We start from the raw sequence: 17,663 nt of genomic DNA on the forward strand, positions 1-17,663 counted from the left end.
CAGGGCCCCTGTCCGCACGACGGCGAACAGGGGCCCACAGGTCGTGCCGGCGGCCCTACTTGAGGCCGAAGGCGCGGATGACGGTCTGGCTCACGGTGTTGCCCTTGGCGTCCTTCACGGACGTGCGCAGGCTCGCGAACCGGGCCTTGGACGGCGCCTTCAGCGACGCCGTCCAGGCCGCGCCCTTGTGGCGCACCGTGGTCCGGTGCCAGGTGGCGCCGTCGTCGTAGGAGACGTCCAGGGTCACCGTGCGGATCGTGCCGGAGCCGGTCGCGCCCTTGAGGTGCGAGGGCGTGACGGACACCGCTGACCGCCGGCCCGCCCGGCCGGACAGGTCGGTGGCCACCGCGTAGTCCAGCTGGATGAGCGGCAGGGGCGACAGCACGGTGTAGTCCGTGGTGGCGGAGGTGAATCCCCAGTCGGTGAGGGTGCGGGTCGAGTACGGCCGGCCCGGCAGGTTGCGCTTGCCCTCCACCACCAGGCGGTAGGGCCGCGACTCGGTGGGCAGGCCCTCGACGGAGAAGATCCCGTCGTTGGCCGTCTCACCGAGCAGTTGGGTGCCCTGGTAGAGCGAGACCTTCGAGGTGTCGCCGTCGGCCCAGACGACGCCGGCGTGGCCGCCGGAGTCACCCCAAGCGCTGATCGACGACGGGCTCATGACGTCCCCGACCCTGAAGGGGGCGGTGTGGACCGAGTCGTTGAAAAGCCGCGGGTGCTGGACGGGTGAGAACCAGGTCTCCCGGGACGTGCTGCGCGCCTTGTACGAGCGCGGCGGGCCGCCCTGACCGAGATCCGCCATGCCGGCGCCCGAGACCCAGCCGACGCCGGGCTCCGCCGTGACCCACGAGGTGAGCGTGGACTGCGCCGCGACCGGGACCAGCCGGCCGAGCATGGGCCGGCGGGTGTCGACGGACAGGTCGTCACGCAGCTCGACCGCCTCGCCCTGCTTGGTGTCGCGGAACGACTCGTCGATCCTGGCGAGGTCGCCCGGGCCGGGCCGGTACGTCAGCGTCCGGGGAATCGCGCCGTCATAGTGCCGGACCAGGTCGTACAGGTAGCGCGGGTGCGGGTGCGAGACGACCTTCAGCACTCCCGTGCCGGGCCAGAGAAGACGGTGCCGCAGACGGATGCTGTCGTCGGTGCCGAGCGAGGCCACCGGCAGCGGGGCCGCGTCGGGCAGGTCGGCCCACGCATCCAGCGTCCCGTAGCCGTCGTTGAGGATCAGCAGCAGCTTCGCGCCGGCCTTCGCCGCGGCCGCGGCCTGGTCGGGGGCGGACACGGAGTCGCTGCGGCGGACGACCGCCACCTGGCCGCGGGCCTTGACCTTGGCGAACTCCGCGGCCGTGCCGTTCCCGGCCCAGACGGGCCGGTACGAGGCGCTGCCCTCGGGCAGCATGCGGGACAGGCTCTGCACAACGGCGCTGTGGTATGTCTGGGAGCCCAGCGAGAGCGTCAGCGGCGGCTGGATCTGCCGCCAGCGCGTGGCGAAGGTGTAGGAGCCGTGCGTCACCTTGGACGTCGGGGCCGCCCAGAGGCTGTCGTATCGCCAGTACTCCGGCATGTAGCTGTCCATGAAGGGGTACAGGTCGCCGTACGACCGGTACTGGTCGACCCGCATGAAGCTGTTGGCGGTCGGCTGCGGTGTGATCGCCGCGGCCTTGCGGAGGTTCGCGGCGTCGAAGCGGAGCGAGCGGTCCGTGCTCATATCGACCTGCGGCGCGGAGAACACGCCGTAGCCGAGTGTGTGCGTGCCGTCGATGCCGGGGAGGTCGGAGTACATCGAGGCCGCGTAGTTGCTCGGGACCAGCCTGAGGTCCAGGGTGCCGGTGGAGTCGACGGTGTACACCTTGGGAACGGTGTTCCGGTCGACGTCCTTCAGCACGAGGGTGCCGGCCAGGCCGCTGCCCTTGAGGTCCTTCGCGGTGACCGACAGCTTGACGCGCCGGCCTTCCTTGTTCACGCCGACCGGCGTACGGGCGCGGACCGCGCCGTCGGGGCCGCCGGCGGTGAGCTGGGCGGTGTAGGCGGCGTTGTCCGCGGCCAGGTCGAGGTGGGTGATGACGCCGACGGCGGCGGTGCCGTGCGCGGGCACGGTCAGCCGGCTGTCGGTGAGGGTGAACAGCCCGACGGGGATGTCGTCCGCGATCAGGCCCAGGTCCAACGTGACCGGTTCGGCGGCGGTGTTGGTGTAGGTGACGTCCTTGCGGACCGTCTGGCCCGGCGTGTACGGGTACTGGACCTGCGCGAACGCGGCCCCGGAGGCGAGCACTGTGGCCTTCACGGCCGCGGCGATGTCGAGCCGGCCGCTGCCGCCCTGGTAGGGGCTGAAGCGCCGGGTGCTCGCGGTGGTGCTGACCAGTGCTTCCTTGAGCTGCTGCCCGTTCCAGTCCGGGTGCTTCGCCGCCAGCAGGGCGGCGGCGCCGGCGACGTGGGGCGTCGCCATGGAGGTGCCGCTCATCGTCTGGTACGCGCCCTCGCCCTCCGGGGCGTACTGGGAGCGGGCCGCGAGGATGTTGACGCCGGGGGCGGTCAGGTCGGGCTTGACGGCGTTGTCGCCGACGCGCGGGCCGCGGCTGGAGAACTCCGCCAGCTGGTCCACGCCCTTGCCCGGGCCGTTCACCGCGCCGACCGTCAGCGCGGCGTCGGCCGCACCCGGCGCGCCGATGGAGTACGGCTCCGGGCCGGAGTTGCCGGCGGCGATGACGAACAGCGCCCCGGTCTCCGCGCTGAGCCGGTTCACGGCCTGGCTCAGCGGGTCGGTGCCGTCGGTGGGGTCACCGCCCAGGCTCATGCTGACGATCTTCGCGTGCTGGTCGCGGGTCGCCCACTCCATGCCGGCCAGGATCCAGGAGTCCTGGCCGCTGCCGTCGTTGTCCAGGACCTTGCCGATGTGCAGCGAGGCACCCGGGGCGACGCCCTTCTCCTTGCCGTCGGACGCGGCACCGGTGCCCGCGACCGTCGAGGCGACGTGCGTGCCGTGACCGTGCCGGTCGGTGACGTCCTGGCCCGGTACGAAACTCTCCGAGGCGGCGATCCGCCCCGCGAAGTCCGGGTGCGCGGCGTCGATGCCCGTGTCCAGGACGGCGACGTCCACGCCCTGTCCGGTGTCCCCGCTCTCCCACACCTCCGGCGCGCCGATCTGCGCGGTGGTGTCGGACAGCGTCGCCTTGGCCTTGCCGTCCAGCCACACCTTGGCGATCCCGCCCGTCAGCCGCCCGGAGGGCTGCTCCCCCGCCGCGTTCTTGGCGGCGGCGCCGGTGAGGGAGGACCAGAAGTCCGTGGCCCGCGCGTGCTCGGCGGATATCGCGGCGCCCTGGATGCTGCTGAGCGTCAGGGTCTTCCGCGCGCCGTCCGGGGTCTTCGCGCTGCGGGCGCGGGCGGCGGCATCGGTGTACGTGACGATCAGCGGCAGCCGGTCGCTGTGGCTGTCGTCGTAGCCGTCCTTGAGCAGTTCGCCGACGTTGAACAGCTGCTCGTCGAGCGCGCCCGACGCGATCCAGGGCAGCGCGGCGTCGGGGTAGACGTAGGTGTCGGGGCCGACCGACATGACGTGCGCGCCGCCCGGCCTGCCCTGCGGATCGGACACGGTCGCGGTCGTGCGGCCGTTGCTGACGGTCACCTCGACCTTGTCGCCGGTGATCAGCGTGACGGTACCCGCGGCGTCGGGGCGTCCGGCGGCGGATGCGGTGGCCAGGGTGGCGGAGACGGGAGCGGTACGCGTCTCGGCTGACGCGGCCGGCCCGACGGCCGTCAGCGCCACGAGCACGGCGACCGCGACGGTCAGCCCGCGTCTGGGGGACGGAGGTGTACGCAAGGGAACCTCAAGAGGCTAGGCGTGCGAAAGATGTCCGTAGTCAGCCATCCTTTTGCCTCGCTGTAAAGAAGAGGTCATGTCCCTTGAGTGCCAATGTCCTCAACTGGACAGGCGGCAGTTCCCCCACGGTAATTCCCGCGTTTTGCCACGAACACATTTCCTGGCCATGACGTGCCGTCAATTATTTCTGTTTAGCGGCCGGTTGTGCGAGCGAATGGATGGGGATGCGCCGCCGGAAGGAAACGTCGCGGTGCTCAGACCCAGTTGCGGCGCGCCGCTGCGACGCCGGCGCCGAATCGGCTGGTCGTCCCCAATTCCGCGTAAAGGTCCTGAATACGGCGGCGCAGTGTCCGTGACGAGATCCCGAACTGCCGGGCGATCGCCTCGTCCTTGACGCCGGCCGCGAACAGCGCGAGGAGATTGCGTTCCTCGTCCGTGGGCTTGCGGTCCTCCTCGATGGGGCCGGCCGAGGAGGGCGGCGGGTCACCGGGGTCCGGAGGGCCCGCGAGCGGGGAGGCGGCCGCCCAGTAGCGCTCGAAGAGTTCCGAGAGTGCTTCGAGCAGAGGCGGCGCCTCGGTGTAGAGGCAGTCGTCGCTCCCGGCGGCCAGACCCAGGGACACCATCGCGGCCGAACGGTCGGCCATGGCCAGCTTGATCGGCAGCGTCGGGGTGATCCTGGCCTCCTCCCCCCGCGACACCAGGCTGCCGAGTTCGTGCCAGCCACCGGCCGCGACGAAGCTGGCGGCCGCGTAGACCGAGCGCACCCGGACGCCGCGGCCCACGGCCGCCTCGTCCAGCGGCCCGTTCGGGGCCAGCAGGAACGGGGGCCGGTCCAGGGAGCAGATCTCGGCGCGCGCGGCCTGCTTCAGGCGGTAGTAGCGGTCACCGACCGCCTCCGGCCCGCTGATCACAAGGGTCCCGTGACCGCCGTTCCTGGCCCGCTTCGCGGTGTCGAAGATCGCTCCGAGCGCGCCCGCCGCGTCGCGTACGGAGGTGAGTTGCCGTTCCCGTGACTCCACCAGCGCCCGCAGCGCGTGCCGGGGGTCGACGGTCAGGAACTCCCCCGAGGTACGGCGGCTGACCAGGCCGAAGCGGTGCAGTCGCTCCAGCAGCGCCAGCCCTTCGGCCGAGGTCACCCCGAACGCCGCCACCACGTCGTCGACGGTCCCGCCGCCGCGCGCGAGCAGGTGGCGATAGGCCTTCTCCGCCTCGGAGTCCACCCCGACCAGATCGAGCGGCGCAGCATCCTCCATCAGAACCCTCCCAGTCACCGGCTGCCGCCCCCGAAGCCGGTCACGAACCTAACAAGCCGCCGCGTCGGCCGGAAATCGCCTCTCGCCCCTCGGACCTGCGCCTAACCGGCCGCGTAGCGGTCCGATGCGCGCGAGAAGTCGAGGAAGCCGCGGGCCCAGGCGTGGATGCCGTCGGTGTAGCGGCGGATCACGGCGCGGCGGGAGGCCGTGGTGGGCTCGGCGCGCAGGGCGCGGACGGCGGCGGTGAGTTCGCCGACGCGGCGGGAGTGCAGGCGCTGGGCCTCGGCGACGGCCTCGCGCAACGGCAGCCGCCGGTGGTGGCGCAGCACGAGCACGAGGTTGGCGGTCTCGCCGCTCGCCAGTTCCTTGTCGAGCGAGAAGAGGTCGTTGGTCCAGCCGATGACGTCGGCGGCGGCTTCGCGCAGTTCGCGGCATGCGGGCGCGGACCACTCGGCCTGTGTGAGCTCCGCGTCCTCGGCGTACTCGATCAGGTCGAAGAACCAGCCCGTCGCGCCGGAGACCCGCCGCCAGGCGGCGTAGGCCTCCGGGGTGAGCACGGCGTGGTCGGAGCGGTGCCGGAGCATGTCCTGGTTGGTGCGGAGCCAGGCGACCAGGTGGTCGCCGAACCGGTCGCGCCAGGCCGGCCCCATGGCCGTGCCGATCCGCGGCACGACGTCGGCCAGGGCGCGGACGGCCGGCGGGGCCGTCGCCGCGGCGGCCGGTGCCGCGAGGGTGACGGTGCGGGCCATGGCGTCCAGTTCGGTGTGGACCGCCGCGGGGTCCCGCGTCAGGGCGTCGCTGCGATCGTCGACGGCGAACATCCACAGGGTCAGCCGGGCCAGTTCGGTGAGCTTGCCGGCCGGTGCCCAGGGCCACACATGGGCGGCCATGGCCGCGTGCCGTTCGCGGCGGGCCTGCTCCGCGGTCCGCTGTGAGAGCAGCCCGGTGCGCCGTGCCCAGGCCGCGACCTGCGGCTCGACCTGCCGGAGCGCGGAGTTGAACGCCGAGGGCCCCGGAATGCGGACCGCCGCCGAGGCCGGGACCGGCAGGGTGTCCGCGAGGGCCTCCGGTGCCGGAGTGTGCGTGCATGCGTACGCCGTCGCCTTGTCCACCACGTGCCCCCCTCCCGGCCCGCCCATCGGGCCAGGAATGCTTTTCGGCCATCCCCACCGACCGGCTCATACCCGCGCCCCGGTGCCGGAACGCCGGAATCACGCAGGAAAAGCGTGGGCTTTGGCCATGAATTACGCGGAGCGGGCCGGGAGTTCGCGGGACGCCGCGGGAACGCTCCGGCGGCCCCGGACACCCGCCGCCGCCGCGGACACCGACGGGCTCCGGCCTGCGCCCACGCCCGCGCGCCGGCGCAGCCGGGGCAGGCACGGGCGGGCCGGGGGGCGCCTCCGGCAGCACCGCTCTCGGCCTGACCTCGGGCGGCAGCGGTGACTGCGGCAGCGGCGAGGAGACCTTCTTCCCGCCGGTCATGGACGCGCTCCAGGTGTACGGGGCCGAGATCGGCGGACACACCGGGTGGCGACGGTGCCGGGCGGTCCCGCGGGGGACGCCCGGCACCGCCCGCCGCTCCGCCGAAATTCCCGCGACAGCCCCCGAGCGCCGGTGTTAGCTTCCGGCACCATGGACCCGCTCACCGAGACCGAGATCCGCGACGCTTTCGTCAACTGCTCCAAGGGCGAGGCGCGCCGGGCCAACCTGCCGCGCGACCTGGCGGAGCTGCCCTGGGCCGACCTGGACTTCCTCGGGTGGCGCGACCCCGGGGCCCCGGACCGCGGGTACCTGGTCGCCGAGCGGCACGGCCGCATGGTGGGCCTGTCGATGCGGTCGCCCTCCGCCGCGCGCAGAAGCCTGCTCAGGACGAGCCTGTGCTCGATCTGCCTCACCTCGCACGCCGGGTCCGGCGTCGACCTGCTCGCCGCCCCGAAGGTCGGCCCCGCCGGCCGCCAGGGCAACACCGTCGGCACCTACATCTGCGCCGACCTCGCCTGCTCGCTGTACATACGCGGCAAGAGGACCTCGGCCCTGGTGCGGCGCATGGAGGAGACCCTGACGCCCGAGGAGCGCGTGGAGCGCGCACGGGCCCATCTGGCGGGCTTCCTGGACAAGGTCTTCGACGGCGCGCAGGCACCGGCCTGACCGTCGCAGGCCGGCCGGCGCAGCCCGGCGCCCGACGTCAGCGGTGAGATGGGGGCCGGGACCGACCGGGGCGGCGAAGCCGCGGTCACGGACAGGGGCACGCCCGCCGGGCGGCCTCCGGTGGTGGGCGCCGCGGGGAGGGTGCGGGCGGCGCTCCGGCCGGACGGGGGCCCGACGGGCGGCGTTTTCCGGGACGGCCGCCACTTCCGTGGCGTCCGCCGCCGTCGATCAGTGCGGCCTGGAGCACGACGGCATGTCCGGGCGCTGGTGCCCGCCGGTGGCGAGCATGCGGACCTCGCCGCGGTCGCTTATCTCCGCCTGCACGATGCCGGTGTCGTCGCTGTATACGGGATGCCCTCCGGCTCCCTTGCGCTCGGTGCGCCGGACGACCACGGTGTCACCGGAAACGGGGAACGTGAGTTCGTACGTTTCGGAGTGGGACATGTGGGGAACCTCCTGTCTCCGCACCTTATGACCATTTATGCCCAGAGAATCACTCCCCCATGACACCGACTGTGACGTAGGCCGATGGCGGGCGCGCGGCGCCGTGCGGGATCATGGACCGTCGCCACACGTCGTACGTCCCAGGGGGGAACCCGATGTCGCACCTCACCCACATCGCCGCGCCGGACGGGGTCGCCCCCGGCAACGGCTACAGCCACGTCGTCATGGGAGAAGGCCGCCTCGTGGCGATCTCCGGGCAGATCGCGGTCGACGCCGACGGCGAGGTGGTCGGCCCCGGCGACCCGGCGGCGCAGGCCCGCCAGGTGTTCGCGAACCTCGGGCGCTGCCTGGCGGCGGCCGGCGCGGACTGGACGGACGTCGTCAAACTGACCTTCTTCGTCACGGACGTCGCCGTCCTGCCCGCCGTGCGCCGGGCGCGGGACGCCCACATCGACACCGCTCGCCCCCCGGCCAGCACCGCGGTGCAGGTGGCCGCCCTCTTCCGGCCCGAGCTGCTGCTGGAGGTCGAGGCGTTCGCGATCGTGCGGGACGTGCGGGACGCCACAAGCGCGGCGGACCGGCCGTGACGCTTCTCCCGCAGCTGTTCGACCCCGGGGCGCCGCCCGCCGAACCGGCGCCACCCGCACCCGGCGGCCCGCCCCGGCTCTGGCTGGTGGACACCGCCGCCACCGCGGCCCGCGCCGCCCGGCTCGCGCCGGACATGCTCGACGCCGAGGAACGCCGGCGCGCGGCGGCGTTCCACTTCGACCGCGACCGGGACGCCTACGTGGCCGCGCACGTCGCACTGCGGATGCTGCTCGGCGCCCAGCTCGGCACGGCCCCCGGCGCGGTGGCGTTCGTCCGCGAGACCTGCCCGACCTGCGGCGGCCCCCACGGCCGGCCCGCGGTGCCGGAGGGCGCGCCGCACTTCTCGCTCTCGCACACCCGCGGTCTGTCGCTGCTCGCCTTCGCCGCGGCCACGGTCGGCGCCGACGTGGAGGAGGTGCCCCGCGGGACGGCCCCGGACGGCGTGTGGCAGTCGCTCCACCCCCGCGAGGTCGCCGAACTCGAGGCCCTCGCGGAGCCGGGACGCGCGCTCGCCTTCGCCCGCGCCTGGGTCCGCAAGGAGGCGTACCTCAAGGCACTGGGCACCGGCCTGTCCCGCGCCCCCTCCGCCGACTACCTCGGCACCGCTCCCACCCCGCCGGCCGGACCCGCCGGCTGGCGCGTCCACGACGTGGCCGCCGGCGCGGGCCACATGGCCGCGATCGCCGTGCGCGAGCACTGACGGCGGGGCGCGGCGACGGGCGGGTGCCCGCCGTCGTACGGCCACACCCGCCCACCGGAGCAGGGACAGGTCAGCCGCGGGACTTGCGGGCCAGGGCGAGGAAGACGCCGCCCATGATGAGCGCGGCGCCCGCGATGCCGCCGATGGCCGTCACGATCGTCTCGCGCCAGCCGGTGTCGGCCAGGGCGGGGGCGCCGGAGGTCGCCGCGGCGGGCGCGGTGGTGGAGGCGGCGGCCTCCCGGATGAGCCGGGTCACCACGTCGGGGTGGGAGAGCATCGCGACGTGCGAGGAGTCGACCTCGACGGTGCGGGAGCCGGCGCGCTCGGCCTCGTAGCGTTCGAGGGCGGGGTTGATGGCGTGGTCCTCGGTCGCGACCAGGGCCCAGGACGGCACGGTCCGCCAGGCAGCGCCGGTCGCCGCTTGGGTGAAGGCGGTCGTGGCGATGGGCCGTTGCCCGGCGGCCATCAGCCGGACCTGTGCCGCGGGGAGGTCGGCGGCGAAGACGTTGCGGAAGCTGGAGTCCCGGATGTAGACGTCGACGCCGCTGCCCGTCGCGTCGCGGTAGGGCACCGTGCGCTGGGCGTTGCCCAGCTGGGTGGACGGGAACTTCGCGCCCAGTGCGGCGAGTGTCTCGCCCCGGTCCGGCATGAAGGCGGAGACGTACACCAGCGCCTTGACATGGGGGTTGCCGGCGGCCGCGTCGCTGATCACGGCGCCCCCGTAGGAGTGGCCGGCCAGCACGATCGGGCCCTTGATGCTCCTGAGCACACTGGCGATGTACGTGGAGTCGTTGGTCAGGCCGCGCAGCGGGTTGGCGGGGGCGATCACGTCGTACCCCTCGCTCTCCAGGCGGCGGACGACCTCGTCCCAGCTCGACGCGTCGGCGAAGGCGCCGTGCACGAGCACCACGGTCGGCTTGCCGCCGCCGGTGGGGCCGTCGCCGGGGGCCGCGGAGGCCTCGACGGGTCCGGCGGCCAGGGCGGCCAGGGCCGCCGCGGCGAGCACCGCGGTCAGGGGCGCGGCCGTGGGTATGCGGCGGGGGCGGGGCGGGGTGCGGGGGATCGGATCGGTGTCGATGTCCATGGCGGGTTCGTCCCTCTTTCGCGGAAGGGATGGAGGTCGCCTTCCAGCGTTCGCCCGCCGTTCCCGCGGCGCTCGCCCCGTGGGGCGAGCGGGTGACTGCGCGCCGTTCCCCCTTTCCGTACGCTCCGCGGACCGGAAACACCGACGTCATCGAACGGCAGTATGATCCGCCTCACACATGATCCCGAACGGCGGAAGCCCGTGCCGCAGCATGCCTGCATGTCCACGGGTCGGCCGTCCCTGCACTGAGGGGAGCGTTCCGATAGCCCTCCGAATATGGCTCAGCAGCGCGGGGGTGGCCACCGCACAGGTGATGGCCATGCTGCGCGGGAACCCCGATGCCGTGGATGTCCGCATCTACGGCACCAACGTCGATCCCACCGCGGCCGCGCTCGCGGCGTGCGACGTGGCCGAGGTCGAACCCCGGCACGTCGCCGACCCGGTGTACGCCCGATTCGCCCTCGACTTCTGCCGCCGGCACGCGATCGACGTGCTCATCCCGCCCCGGCGGCTGAGCGCGCTGGCCGGCCTGACCGACGAGTTCGCGGCCGTAGGCACACGGCTGATGTGCTCGCCGGCGCGCTCGGTGAAGGTGCTGACCAGCAAGAGCCGTACCTATGAGGAGGCGCTCGCCGCGGGCATCCCGGTGCCACCGTGGCGGGTGGTGGGGGACGCCGACGGGCTGCGGACGGCCGTGGAGGAGCTGTCGTCGACCGGCGAGACGCTCTGCTTCAAGCCCGCGGGCGAATTCTCCGCCTTCGGGTTCCGCATCCTGGAGGACCGGCCGATGGTCCTGCGCGACCTGCTGGCCCCGGCCCGTCCCATGGCCTCGGTCGACGCGGTCGCCCAGGCGATGAAGCAGGCCGCGGAGGAGGGCGAGTCCGTGCCCCCGCTGATCGTCATGCCCTACCTGGAGGGGCCCGAGATCAGCGTCGACTGCCTGTCCACCCGTGGCGGCGAACTGCTCGCCGCGATCCCGCGTGCCAAGGACGGCCGCTACCGGCTGCTGCTGGACGACCCGGTGATGACGGACATCGCCCGTCGCCTGGTCGCCCACTTCGGCCTGGCATACCTGTCCAATGTGCAACTGCGGCACCGCTTCGGGGAGCCGGTCCTGCTGGAGGCCAATCCCCGGCCCTCCGCCGGAATCTTCCAGACGGCCTTCACCGGGGTGAACCTGCCCTGGGCCGCCGTGCGCCTCCTGCTCCACGGCGACGCGGGCCTGATCGCCGCACCGCGCCTCGGCGGCCGGGTCGCGGTGACCGAGGCGGTCACCGAGGTCCCGGACATCGTGCCCGCCGTGATGCCGACGACGGCCGCGACCGTCACGCCGGAGTCCGTGGGCAGCGTGGCCTGACCCGTCACTGCCCCGGGCCGCCCGGGGCAGTTTCCGGCAACGTGGCGGGGGCGACGCCGCGGGGGCAGGCTGGAGGGAGGAAGGCAGGTGGCAGTCCATGAGCAGACTCGAGGAACAGATCGACCTCGGCGTTCCGTCCGAGGTGGCGTGGAAGCACTTGCACAGCGTGGGCGAGTATCCGCAGTTCGTCGGCGGCGTCCTGGACGCCACGGCCGAGGGGGAGAGCAGAGCGCGGCTGGAGGTGGCCCGCGGCGGAGGCGATGACGCCTCCATCGACACGGAGATCTCGGACCGGCCGCAGGCGCGGGGGGCGACCCGTGAGATGGCCTGGCGCACCAGCGGCACCCCGGAGATGAGCGGGACATGCTCGGTCCTGCCGATCGACGAGCAGCACAGCCGGGTGCAGGTCCGCATGGAGTACGACGCCGGCGAGGTGCGCGAGGCGTTCGGCGGCCCCAAGGGATTCGCCCAGGTCAGCGCGATCGAACGGACGATCCGCGACGACCTGCAACGCTTCAAGGACCTGGTGGAGCGCGAACGCTGACGTGGTGTGACGTGACGTGCGGCGGGTGCCGCGGGGCGGTCCGCACGGGCCGCCCCGCCGCGCTACATCCGCACCCCGTGGCGGCGCAGGTAGGACACCGGGTCCACGTCGGTCCCGTACCCCTCGCCGGTGCGGACCTCGAAGTGCAGGTGCGGTCCGGTGGTGTTGCCCGTCGATCCGGAGCGGCCCACCTGCCGTCCCGCGGAAACCGTCTGCCCGGCCCGTACGGTCAGCGACGAGAGATGGCCGTACTGCGTGTACATCCCGTCCGCGTGCCGGATCACCACCTGGTAGCCGTACGCACCGCCCCAGCCCGACTCGACGACGGTGCCGGCGGCCACGGCCTTGACGGAGGTCCCGGTGGGCACGGTGAAGTCCTGCCCTGTGTGGTAGCCGCTGGCCCAGTGCGCGCCGGCCCGGTGGTAGGGGGTGCCCATCGATCCGCTGACCGGTGCCACGAACGCGGTGGCGGCGGCCGCGGGCCTGGCCTTCACCGCGGGCTTCTGCTTCGGCTTCGCCGCGGGTCCGGCCTTCGTACCGGACTTCGCGGGCGGCTTGGTGCGCGGCGCCGCCTTGCTCGCCGCGCCGGGCAGCGCCAGTTCCTGGCCGGGGAAGATGAGGTCCGGGTCGGCCCCGACGACCGGGCGGTTGGCGTCGTAGAGCCGCGACCAGCCGCCGCGTACGTCCCGCTCCTCGGCGATGCCGGAGAGGGTGTCCCCGCTGACGACCCGGTACGAGGTCTCGTTCCCGTCGGGCGCGCCGTTCTGATGCTTCGTCACCTGATCGTGCGCGGGGGGCCGTTCCATCCGCGTCTTCTTCTGTGCGGGGATCCCCGTCCGCGGCTCCGGCCCGCCCCGCGTCAGCCCCGCGCGCTGCGAGCACACCGGCCATGCCCCGGGCCCCTGCCCGTCCAGCACGCGTTCGGCAACGCGTATCTGCTGGTCCCTGGTGGCCAGGTCGGCGCGTGAGGCGAACTTCGTCCCGCCGAACGACTTCCACGTCGCCGGCGTGAACTGCAGCCCGCCGTAGTAGCCGTTGCCCGTGTTGATGCTCCAGTTGCCGCTGCTCTCGCACTGCGCGACCTTGTCCCACGTGCCGGCGGTCGCCGCCCCCGCGCCGGTCGCGGCGATCAGCGGCAGCGCCAGCCCCGCACCGGACGCGGCTGTCACGGCCACGGACATCTGCGAGAGGCGGCCGGGCGGCTGGGGTCTGCGGTGGCGACCTCGTACGGGCATGGGGCGACCACCTCTCAGGTTCCGGACATACGGCCGTACAAGTACGACAGAGTGATCTTGTCGCCGCAAGAGCGCGTTCGGGAATCGCCTGTGCGCCCCAACCACAACCGCCCCGCGCCGACTTGCCTCGCCCGGCGCCCGCACCGGCACGGCGGGCGCGGCAGGTCACGACGTGCGGGGAGGCAGCGGGAGCGGGAGGCCGGGAAGCCCGTCGAGGCTGACACCGACATGGGGCTTGGCGGCGCAGTAGTCGTTGAAGGACTCGTCGGTCTCACGTGAGAAGCGCTGTGTGTGCAGATCGCGCTCCTCGCGGAAGTCCAGGTACGGCACGGCGAACCCGCAGCTGTCGCTGATGCGTTCCGCGGTGACGACGATGATCGCGCGCACATCGGTCCGCTTGCGGACGTCGTCGGAGAAGTACGGGACCAGCGCGTCCCAGCGCGGGTCGTCACGGAGCACCGCCTCGCCGCGCCCGTGGACGCGCACGATGGCCGGCGGGCCGGTGAAGGCGCACCACATCAGGGTGATGCGGCCGTTCTCCCTGAGATGGGCGATGGTCTCCGCGCCGCTGCCGCCGAGGTCGGCGTAGAGGAAGGTGTGGTCGTCGAGGAGGGCGAAGGACCCGTCGAGGGCCTTGGGCGAGAGGTTGACGCGGCCCTCGCCCGACAGCGGCGCGGTGGCGGTGAAGAAGATCTTCTGCTCTTCGATGAAGGCGCGCAGGCGCCCGTCGATGCGTGCGTATGTCTTTCCCATGCCCGCGATTCTCCGGCGGTGGCGCGGATTCCGCGGTCGTGCTCCCGCGGTGTCGGCGTGAACCCGCCCCTGCGGTGCGCGCCGGCGCGGACCTCAGCGCCGTGGGCCCCGGTCGTCGTCGCGGACCTCGATGCCGAGCGCGGCGGCCAGCGCCGGCGCGAGGTCCAGCAGCTGGGCGCTGCCGATGACGGCGCCGCGCAGGGCCTCGTGGCCGTCGGCGATGTCGAGGAGGGTGGTCCCGCGCAGGTCGGTGGCCTCGAGTTCCGCGTGGCCGATGCGCAGCCGTTCGAGCTGGGTGCCGGGGAAGGAGACCTTCTTGAGCCGCGCTCCGCCGAGGTCGACGTCGCGCAGGACGCAGTCCTCGAAGACGACCTCGTGGAGCGAGCCGCTGCGCAGGTTGACCGAGTCGAACTTGCAGCGGCGGAAGACCACGCGCCGCAGCACCGCCCCGAAGGCCTCGGCCCCGGCGAACACGCATGAGTCCGCGGTGACGTCGGTCCAGTTGGTCTCGGCGAACGAGGTGCCGACGAAGCGGTCGCCCTGGAGCCACACCTCGTTGAACCGCCCGCGGCGCAGGCTGCCGCCATTGAGGACGGAGTCGGTGACGGCGCATTCGAGGAACTGGGCGCCGCCCGCGTCCTGGTCGTCGAGGGTGAGCCCGGCGAAATGCAGCGTGTCGTACCGCTCTTCGACGAAGAGCCGCGACTCGGCGAAGGGCTCCAGCACATGCGCGTACGGGAGCTCGGACAAGGAGGTCGGCACCTTGTGGGTCATGGCCTCACGGTAACCGCCGCCACCGACAGCGACCGGAGGACCCGAAAGGAACCGAACACAAGGGGCGAATCGTCTGTCTTTGATACCTTTCGCCCATGAGTGCACCCTCCCCCAGTGCTTCGCCCGAGTGGGAGTCCCCCCGGCGGAGCCTGGAGGAGCCCGGGCCCGGTGCGCCTCCGTACCGCCGCCGCGGCGTGGAGCTGGGACTGCTGTGCGCGGCGGTCCTGATCTCGGTGTACGGCTACTGCAACGTCGGCCTGGCCAGGGAGGGCACCCTGCCGCCCGGCGCCGCGGGCTACGGGGCCGCCCTCGGGGCGCTGTCGCTGCTGGCGCATCTGACCGTCCGTCTGCGGGCGCCGTACGCCGACCCGCTGCTGCTGCCGATCGCGGTGCTGCTCAACGGCCTGGGCCTGGTGCTGATCCACCGCCTGGACCTGTCCACCCCGGACGCCGCCGCGCCCGCGCAGCTGGTCTGGTCGGGTGCCGGCGTCGCACTGTTCCTCCTGGTGGTCCTCACGCTGCGGGACTACCGGGTGCTGGCCGTGTACGCGTACGTGTGCGTGGTGGCCGCGCTCGCGCTGATGATCGCGCCGATCCTCTTCCCCGCCGTGAACGGCGCGAAGCTGTGGATCCGGTTCGGGGGACTGTCCTTCCAGCCCGGGGAGTTCGCCAAGGTGCTGCTCGCGGTGTTCTTCGCCGCGTACCTGGCGGACAACCGCAGCGCGCTGGCCTACACCGGCCGCCACATCTGGCGCTTCCGGCGGCTGCAGCTGCCGACCGGCCGGGTGCTCGGGCCGCTGCTGGCGGTCTGGGCGATCAGCGTGGGCGTGCTGGTGGTGGAGCGCGACCTGGGCACCTCCCTGCTGTTCTTCGGGCTGTTCGTGATCCTGCTGTACGTCGCGACCGGGCGGACCGGGTGGATCGCGATCGGCCTGCTGCTCTCGGGCGCGGGGGCGTTCCTGGTCGGCTCCCTCGAACCGCACGTGCACTCCCGGGTACAGGACTGGCTGCATCCGTTCGCGAGCATCGAGGACGGGCTGGGGCCGGGGCAGCTGGCGCAGTCGCTGTTCGCGTTCGCGGCCGGCGGCCTGCTGGGGACGGGCCTGGGCGAGGGGCACTCGGTCTTCGTCGGCTTCGCCGCCAAGTCCGACTTCGTCCTGGCCACGGCGGGCGAGGAACTGGGGCTGACCGGGCTGACCGCGCTCTTCCTGCTCTACGGGCTGCTCGTGGCGCGCGGTTACCGCGCGGGGCTCGCCATCCGCGACCCGTTCGGGCGGTTGCTGGCGATCGGGCTGGCCGCGATCTGGGCACTCCAGGTCTTCGTGATCGCGGGCGGCGTCACCGACCTGATCCCGCTCACCGGCATGCCGATGCCGTTCCTGGCGCAGGGCGGTTCCTCCGTCGTCACCAACTGGGTGATGGTCGCGCTGCTGGTGCTGCTCAGCGACACCGCCCGGCGGCCCGGTCCCGGCCCGGTCCCGGCGGTGCCGGGGTGATCCCGCACGCCCGCCGGGCCGCCGCCTTCTGCATGCTGCTCTTCGTCGCGCTCCTGGTGAACGCCACCCGCCTCCAGGTCTTCAGCGCCCCGGCGTACAACGAGAACCCGGCCAACCGCCGGGTGGCCATCGCCCGCTACGAGCGGCCGCGCGGCGACATCTACGTCGGCAAGCACAAGGTGACCGGCTCCCGCCCCACCGACGGCCCGCTCGGCTACGAGCGCACCTACACCGACGGCCCGCTGTACGCGCCCGTGACCGGCTTCGCCTCCCAGACGTACGGCACGACGCTGCTGGAGGCGGCCGAGGACGCCATCCTCTCCGGCACCTCCCCGCAACTGGCCACCCTGCCGGTGTGGAACGCCATCACCCGGCAGCCGCAGGCCGCCGGCGACGTCCGAACCACCATCGACCCGGCCGCCCAGCGCGCCGCGTACGAGGCCCTGGGTGGCAAGAAGGGCGCGGTCGCCGCCCTCGACCCGTTGACGGGCCGGATCCTGGCGCTGGTGAGCGCCCCCTCGTACGACCCCGGGCGGATCGCCGGCGCCGGTCCGCGGGCGGCCGCGGCGTGGCAGTTGCTCACCTCCGACCGCGACCAGCCGATGCTCAACCGGGCGCTGCGGCAGACGTACCCGCCGGGCTCGACGTTCAAGACGGTGACCGCCGTGGCGGCGCTGACCAGCGGCACGATCACCGACATCGAGGAACCCACCGACTCGCCCAATCCCTATGCGCTGCCCGGCTCGACCACTTTGCTGCGCAACGAGTCGGACGCCGAGGACTGCAAGGACGCGCCGCTGCTGTACGCGTACGCCATCTCCTGCAACACCGTCTTCGGCAAGCTCGGCGACGACGTCGGCCTGACCGCGATGCGGGAGACGGCGGAGGCCTTCGGCTTCAACGACGACTCCCTCGGCATCCCCTCGCACGCCGCGGTCAGCGTCTTCGACCGCCGCATGGACGACGCGCAGCTGGCCCTGTCCTCCGTCGGCCAGTACGACACCCGCGCCACTCCCCTGCAGATGGCGATGGTCGCCGCGGCGGTGGCCAACGACGGCACCCTGATGTACCCGCATCTGGTGGACCGCACCACCGACAGCTCCGGGCTGCCGGTCGCGCTCACCGGCGACCGGGCCTACGGGCAGGTGATGGACGCCGTGGTGGCCCGGGACATGCAGACCATGATGACCGAGGTGGTCCGGTCGGGCACGGGCGGCAACGCCGCCATCCCGGACGCCGTGGTGGGCGGCAAGACCGGCACCGCGCAGAACGGCGAGAACAACCGCGGCACCCCCTTCGCCTGGTTCATCGCCTGGGCCAAGGACTCCGCCGGCGGCCCCGCGCGGGTCGCCGTCGCGGTCGTCGTCGAGGACGCCGCGGCGGACCGCGCGGACATCAGCGGCGGCGGCAACGCGGCGCCGGTCGCCCGCGCGGTGATGGAGGCGGTGCTGGGCCTCGGCTGACGGTCACGCG

Annotated in this window: 15 protein-coding genes and 1 pseudogene; 8 read left to right on the plus strand and 8 right to left on the minus strand. The window is 73.2% G+C overall.

Going from position 1 to position 17,663, the window contains the following annotated elements; translation table 11 throughout:
• Window positions 1–55: 55 nt before the first annotated feature.
• The 3 genes from RV983_RS12850 to RV983_RS12860 form a co-directional block, all read right to left on the minus strand.
• Window positions 56–3,814, minus strand: coding sequence for a S8 family serine peptidase (locus RV983_RS12850; protein ID WP_475985922.1), 3,759 nt, complete (start codon window positions 3,812–3,814; stop codon window positions 56–58).
• A 254-nt stretch (window positions 3,815–4,068) separates the two neighbouring features.
• Window positions 4,069–5,067, minus strand: a complete 999-nt coding sequence (locus RV983_RS12855) for a LuxR family transcriptional regulator (protein ID WP_475985923.1) — start codon at window positions 5,065–5,067, stop codon at window positions 4,069–4,071.
• A gap of 101 nt (window positions 5,068–5,168) precedes the next feature.
• A complete protein-coding gene (locus RV983_RS12860) occupies window positions 5,169–6,182 on the minus strand; it encodes a terpene synthase family protein (RefSeq protein WP_475985924.1) in 1,014 nt (337 codons plus the stop codon).
• A 257-nt stretch (window positions 6,183–6,439) separates the two neighbouring features.
• Between RV983_RS12860 and RV983_RS12865 the strand changes: the two are divergent.
• A pseudogene (locus RV983_RS12865) lies at window positions 6,440–6,583 on the plus strand (S1 family peptidase); the annotation flags it as partial.
• 116 nt (window positions 6,584–6,699) lie between these two features.
• On the plus strand, window positions 6,700–7,215 hold the full coding sequence (locus RV983_RS12870; RefSeq protein WP_475985925.1) for an FBP domain-containing protein: 516 nt from the start codon (window positions 6,700–6,702) through the stop codon (window positions 7,213–7,215).
• Between the two features lie 228 nt (window positions 7,216–7,443).
• On the opposite strand, the gene RV983_RS12875 is transcribed toward RV983_RS12870, so the two are convergent.
• Entirely contained in the window at window positions 7,444–7,659 is a 216-nt protein-coding gene (locus tag RV983_RS12875) for a DUF6296 family protein (RefSeq protein WP_475985926.1), read from the minus strand.
• Between the two features lie 155 nt (window positions 7,660–7,814).
• Between RV983_RS12875 and RV983_RS12880 the strand changes: the two genes are divergently transcribed.
• Together RV983_RS12880 and RV983_RS12885 are read left to right on the plus strand one after the other, a co-directional pair.
• Entirely contained in the window at window positions 7,815–8,246 is a 432-nt protein-coding gene (locus RV983_RS12880; protein WP_475985927.1) for a RidA family protein, read from the plus strand.
• The gene (locus tag RV983_RS12885; protein WP_475985928.1) at window positions 8,243–8,947 is read left to right on the plus strand and encodes a 4'-phosphopantetheinyl transferase family protein; all 705 of its coding nucleotides are present in this window, start codon (window positions 8,243–8,245) and stop codon (window positions 8,945–8,947) included. Before RV983_RS12880 ends, RV983_RS12885 begins: the two co-directional genes overlap by 4 nt.
• 70 nt (window positions 8,948–9,017) lie before the next feature.
• Here RV983_RS12885 and RV983_RS12890 read toward each other — a convergent pair whose 3' ends face one another.
• Window positions 9,018–10,031, minus strand: coding sequence for an alpha/beta fold hydrolase (locus RV983_RS12890; protein ID WP_475985929.1), 1,014 nt, complete (start codon window positions 10,029–10,031; stop codon window positions 9,018–9,020).
• Between the two features lie 295 nt (window positions 10,032–10,326).
• Here RV983_RS12890 and RV983_RS12895 point away from each other — a divergent pair, with 295 nt between their 5' ends.
• Window positions 10,327–11,388 carry an ATP-grasp domain-containing protein gene (locus RV983_RS12895; RefSeq protein ID WP_475985930.1) on the plus strand — a complete coding sequence of 354 codons (1,062 nt, stop codon included), beginning with the start codon at window positions 10,327–10,329 and terminating at the stop codon, window positions 11,386–11,388.
• Window positions 11,389–11,485: 97 nt separating this feature from the next.
• The gene (locus tag RV983_RS12900; RefSeq protein ID WP_475985931.1) at window positions 11,486–11,932 is read left to right on the plus strand and encodes an SRPBCC family protein; all 447 of its coding nucleotides are present in this window, start codon (window positions 11,486–11,488) and stop codon (window positions 11,930–11,932) included.
• Between the two features lie 62 nt (window positions 11,933–11,994).
• Here the strand turns inward: RV983_RS12900 and RV983_RS12905 are convergent, their stop codons facing one another.
• The 3 genes from RV983_RS12905 to RV983_RS12915 form a co-directional block, all read right to left on the minus strand.
• The gene (locus RV983_RS12905) at window positions 11,995–13,167 is read right to left on the minus strand and encodes a transglycosylase family protein (RefSeq protein WP_475985932.1); all 1,173 of its coding nucleotides are present in this window, start codon (window positions 13,165–13,167) and stop codon (window positions 11,995–11,997) included.
• A 165-nt stretch (window positions 13,168–13,332) separates the two neighbouring features.
• Window positions 13,333–13,920: a pyridoxamine 5'-phosphate oxidase family protein gene (locus RV983_RS12910; RefSeq protein WP_475985933.1), complete on the minus strand. Its 588-nt coding sequence runs from the start codon at window positions 13,918–13,920 to the stop codon at window positions 13,333–13,335.
• A gap of 93 nt (window positions 13,921–14,013) precedes the next feature.
• On the minus strand, window positions 14,014–14,694 hold the full coding sequence (locus RV983_RS12915; RefSeq protein WP_475985934.1) for a pentapeptide repeat-containing protein: 681 nt from the start codon (window positions 14,692–14,694) through the stop codon (window positions 14,014–14,016).
• 95 nt (window positions 14,695–14,789) lie between these two features.
• Here RV983_RS12915 and RV983_RS12920 point away from each other — a divergent pair, with 95 nt between their 5' ends.
• Window positions 14,790–16,190 (plus strand): FtsW/RodA/SpoVE family cell cycle protein, encoded by a 1,401-nt coding sequence (locus tag RV983_RS12920; protein WP_475985935.1) that lies wholly within the window; start codon window positions 14,790–14,792, stop codon window positions 16,188–16,190.
• Entirely contained in the window at window positions 16,187–17,653 is a 1,467-nt protein-coding gene (locus tag RV983_RS12925; protein ID WP_475985936.1) for a penicillin-binding transpeptidase domain-containing protein, read from the plus strand. Before RV983_RS12920 ends, RV983_RS12925 begins: the two co-directional genes overlap by 4 nt.
• Window positions 17,654–17,663: the final 10 nt, after the last annotated feature.

It is taken from the genome of Streptomyces sp. RLA123 (assembly GCF_056270165.1).

Bases quoted from the DNA above. Each gene is read 5' to 3' on its own strand.
- RV983_RS12875 (WP_475985926.1), bottom strand. From the start codon at position 7,659: ATGTCCCACTCCGAAACGTACGAACTCACGTTCCCCGTTTCCGGTGAC.
- RV983_RS12870 (WP_475985925.1), top strand. From the start codon at position 6,700: ATGGACCCGCTCACCGAGACCGAGATCCGCGACGCTTTCGTCAACTGC.
- RV983_RS12855 (WP_475985923.1), bottom strand. From the start codon at position 5,067: ATGGAGGATGCTGCGCCGCTCGATCTGGTCGGGGTGGACTCCGAGGCG.
- RV983_RS12890 (WP_475985929.1), bottom strand. From the start codon at position 10,031: ATGGACATCGACACCGATCCGATCCCCCGCACCCCGCCCCGCCCCCGC.
- RV983_RS12905 (WP_475985932.1), bottom strand. From the start codon at position 13,167: ATGCCCGTACGAGGTCGCCACCGCAGACCCCAGCCGCCCGGCCGCCTC.
- RV983_RS12920 (WP_475985935.1), top strand. From the start codon at position 14,790: ATGAGTGCACCCTCCCCCAGTGCTTCGCCCGAGTGGGAGTCCCCCCGG.
- RV983_RS12880 (WP_475985927.1), top strand. From the start codon at position 7,815: ATGTCGCACCTCACCCACATCGCCGCGCCGGACGGGGTCGCCCCCGGC.
- RV983_RS12900 (WP_475985931.1), top strand. From the start codon at position 11,486: ATGAGCAGACTCGAGGAACAGATCGACCTCGGCGTTCCGTCCGAGGTG.
- RV983_RS12910 (WP_475985933.1), bottom strand. From the start codon at position 13,920: ATGGGAAAGACATACGCACGCATCGACGGGCGCCTGCGCGCCTTCATC.
- RV983_RS12915 (WP_475985934.1), bottom strand. From the start codon at position 14,694: ATGACCCACAAGGTGCCGACCTCCTTGTCCGAGCTCCCGTACGCGCAT.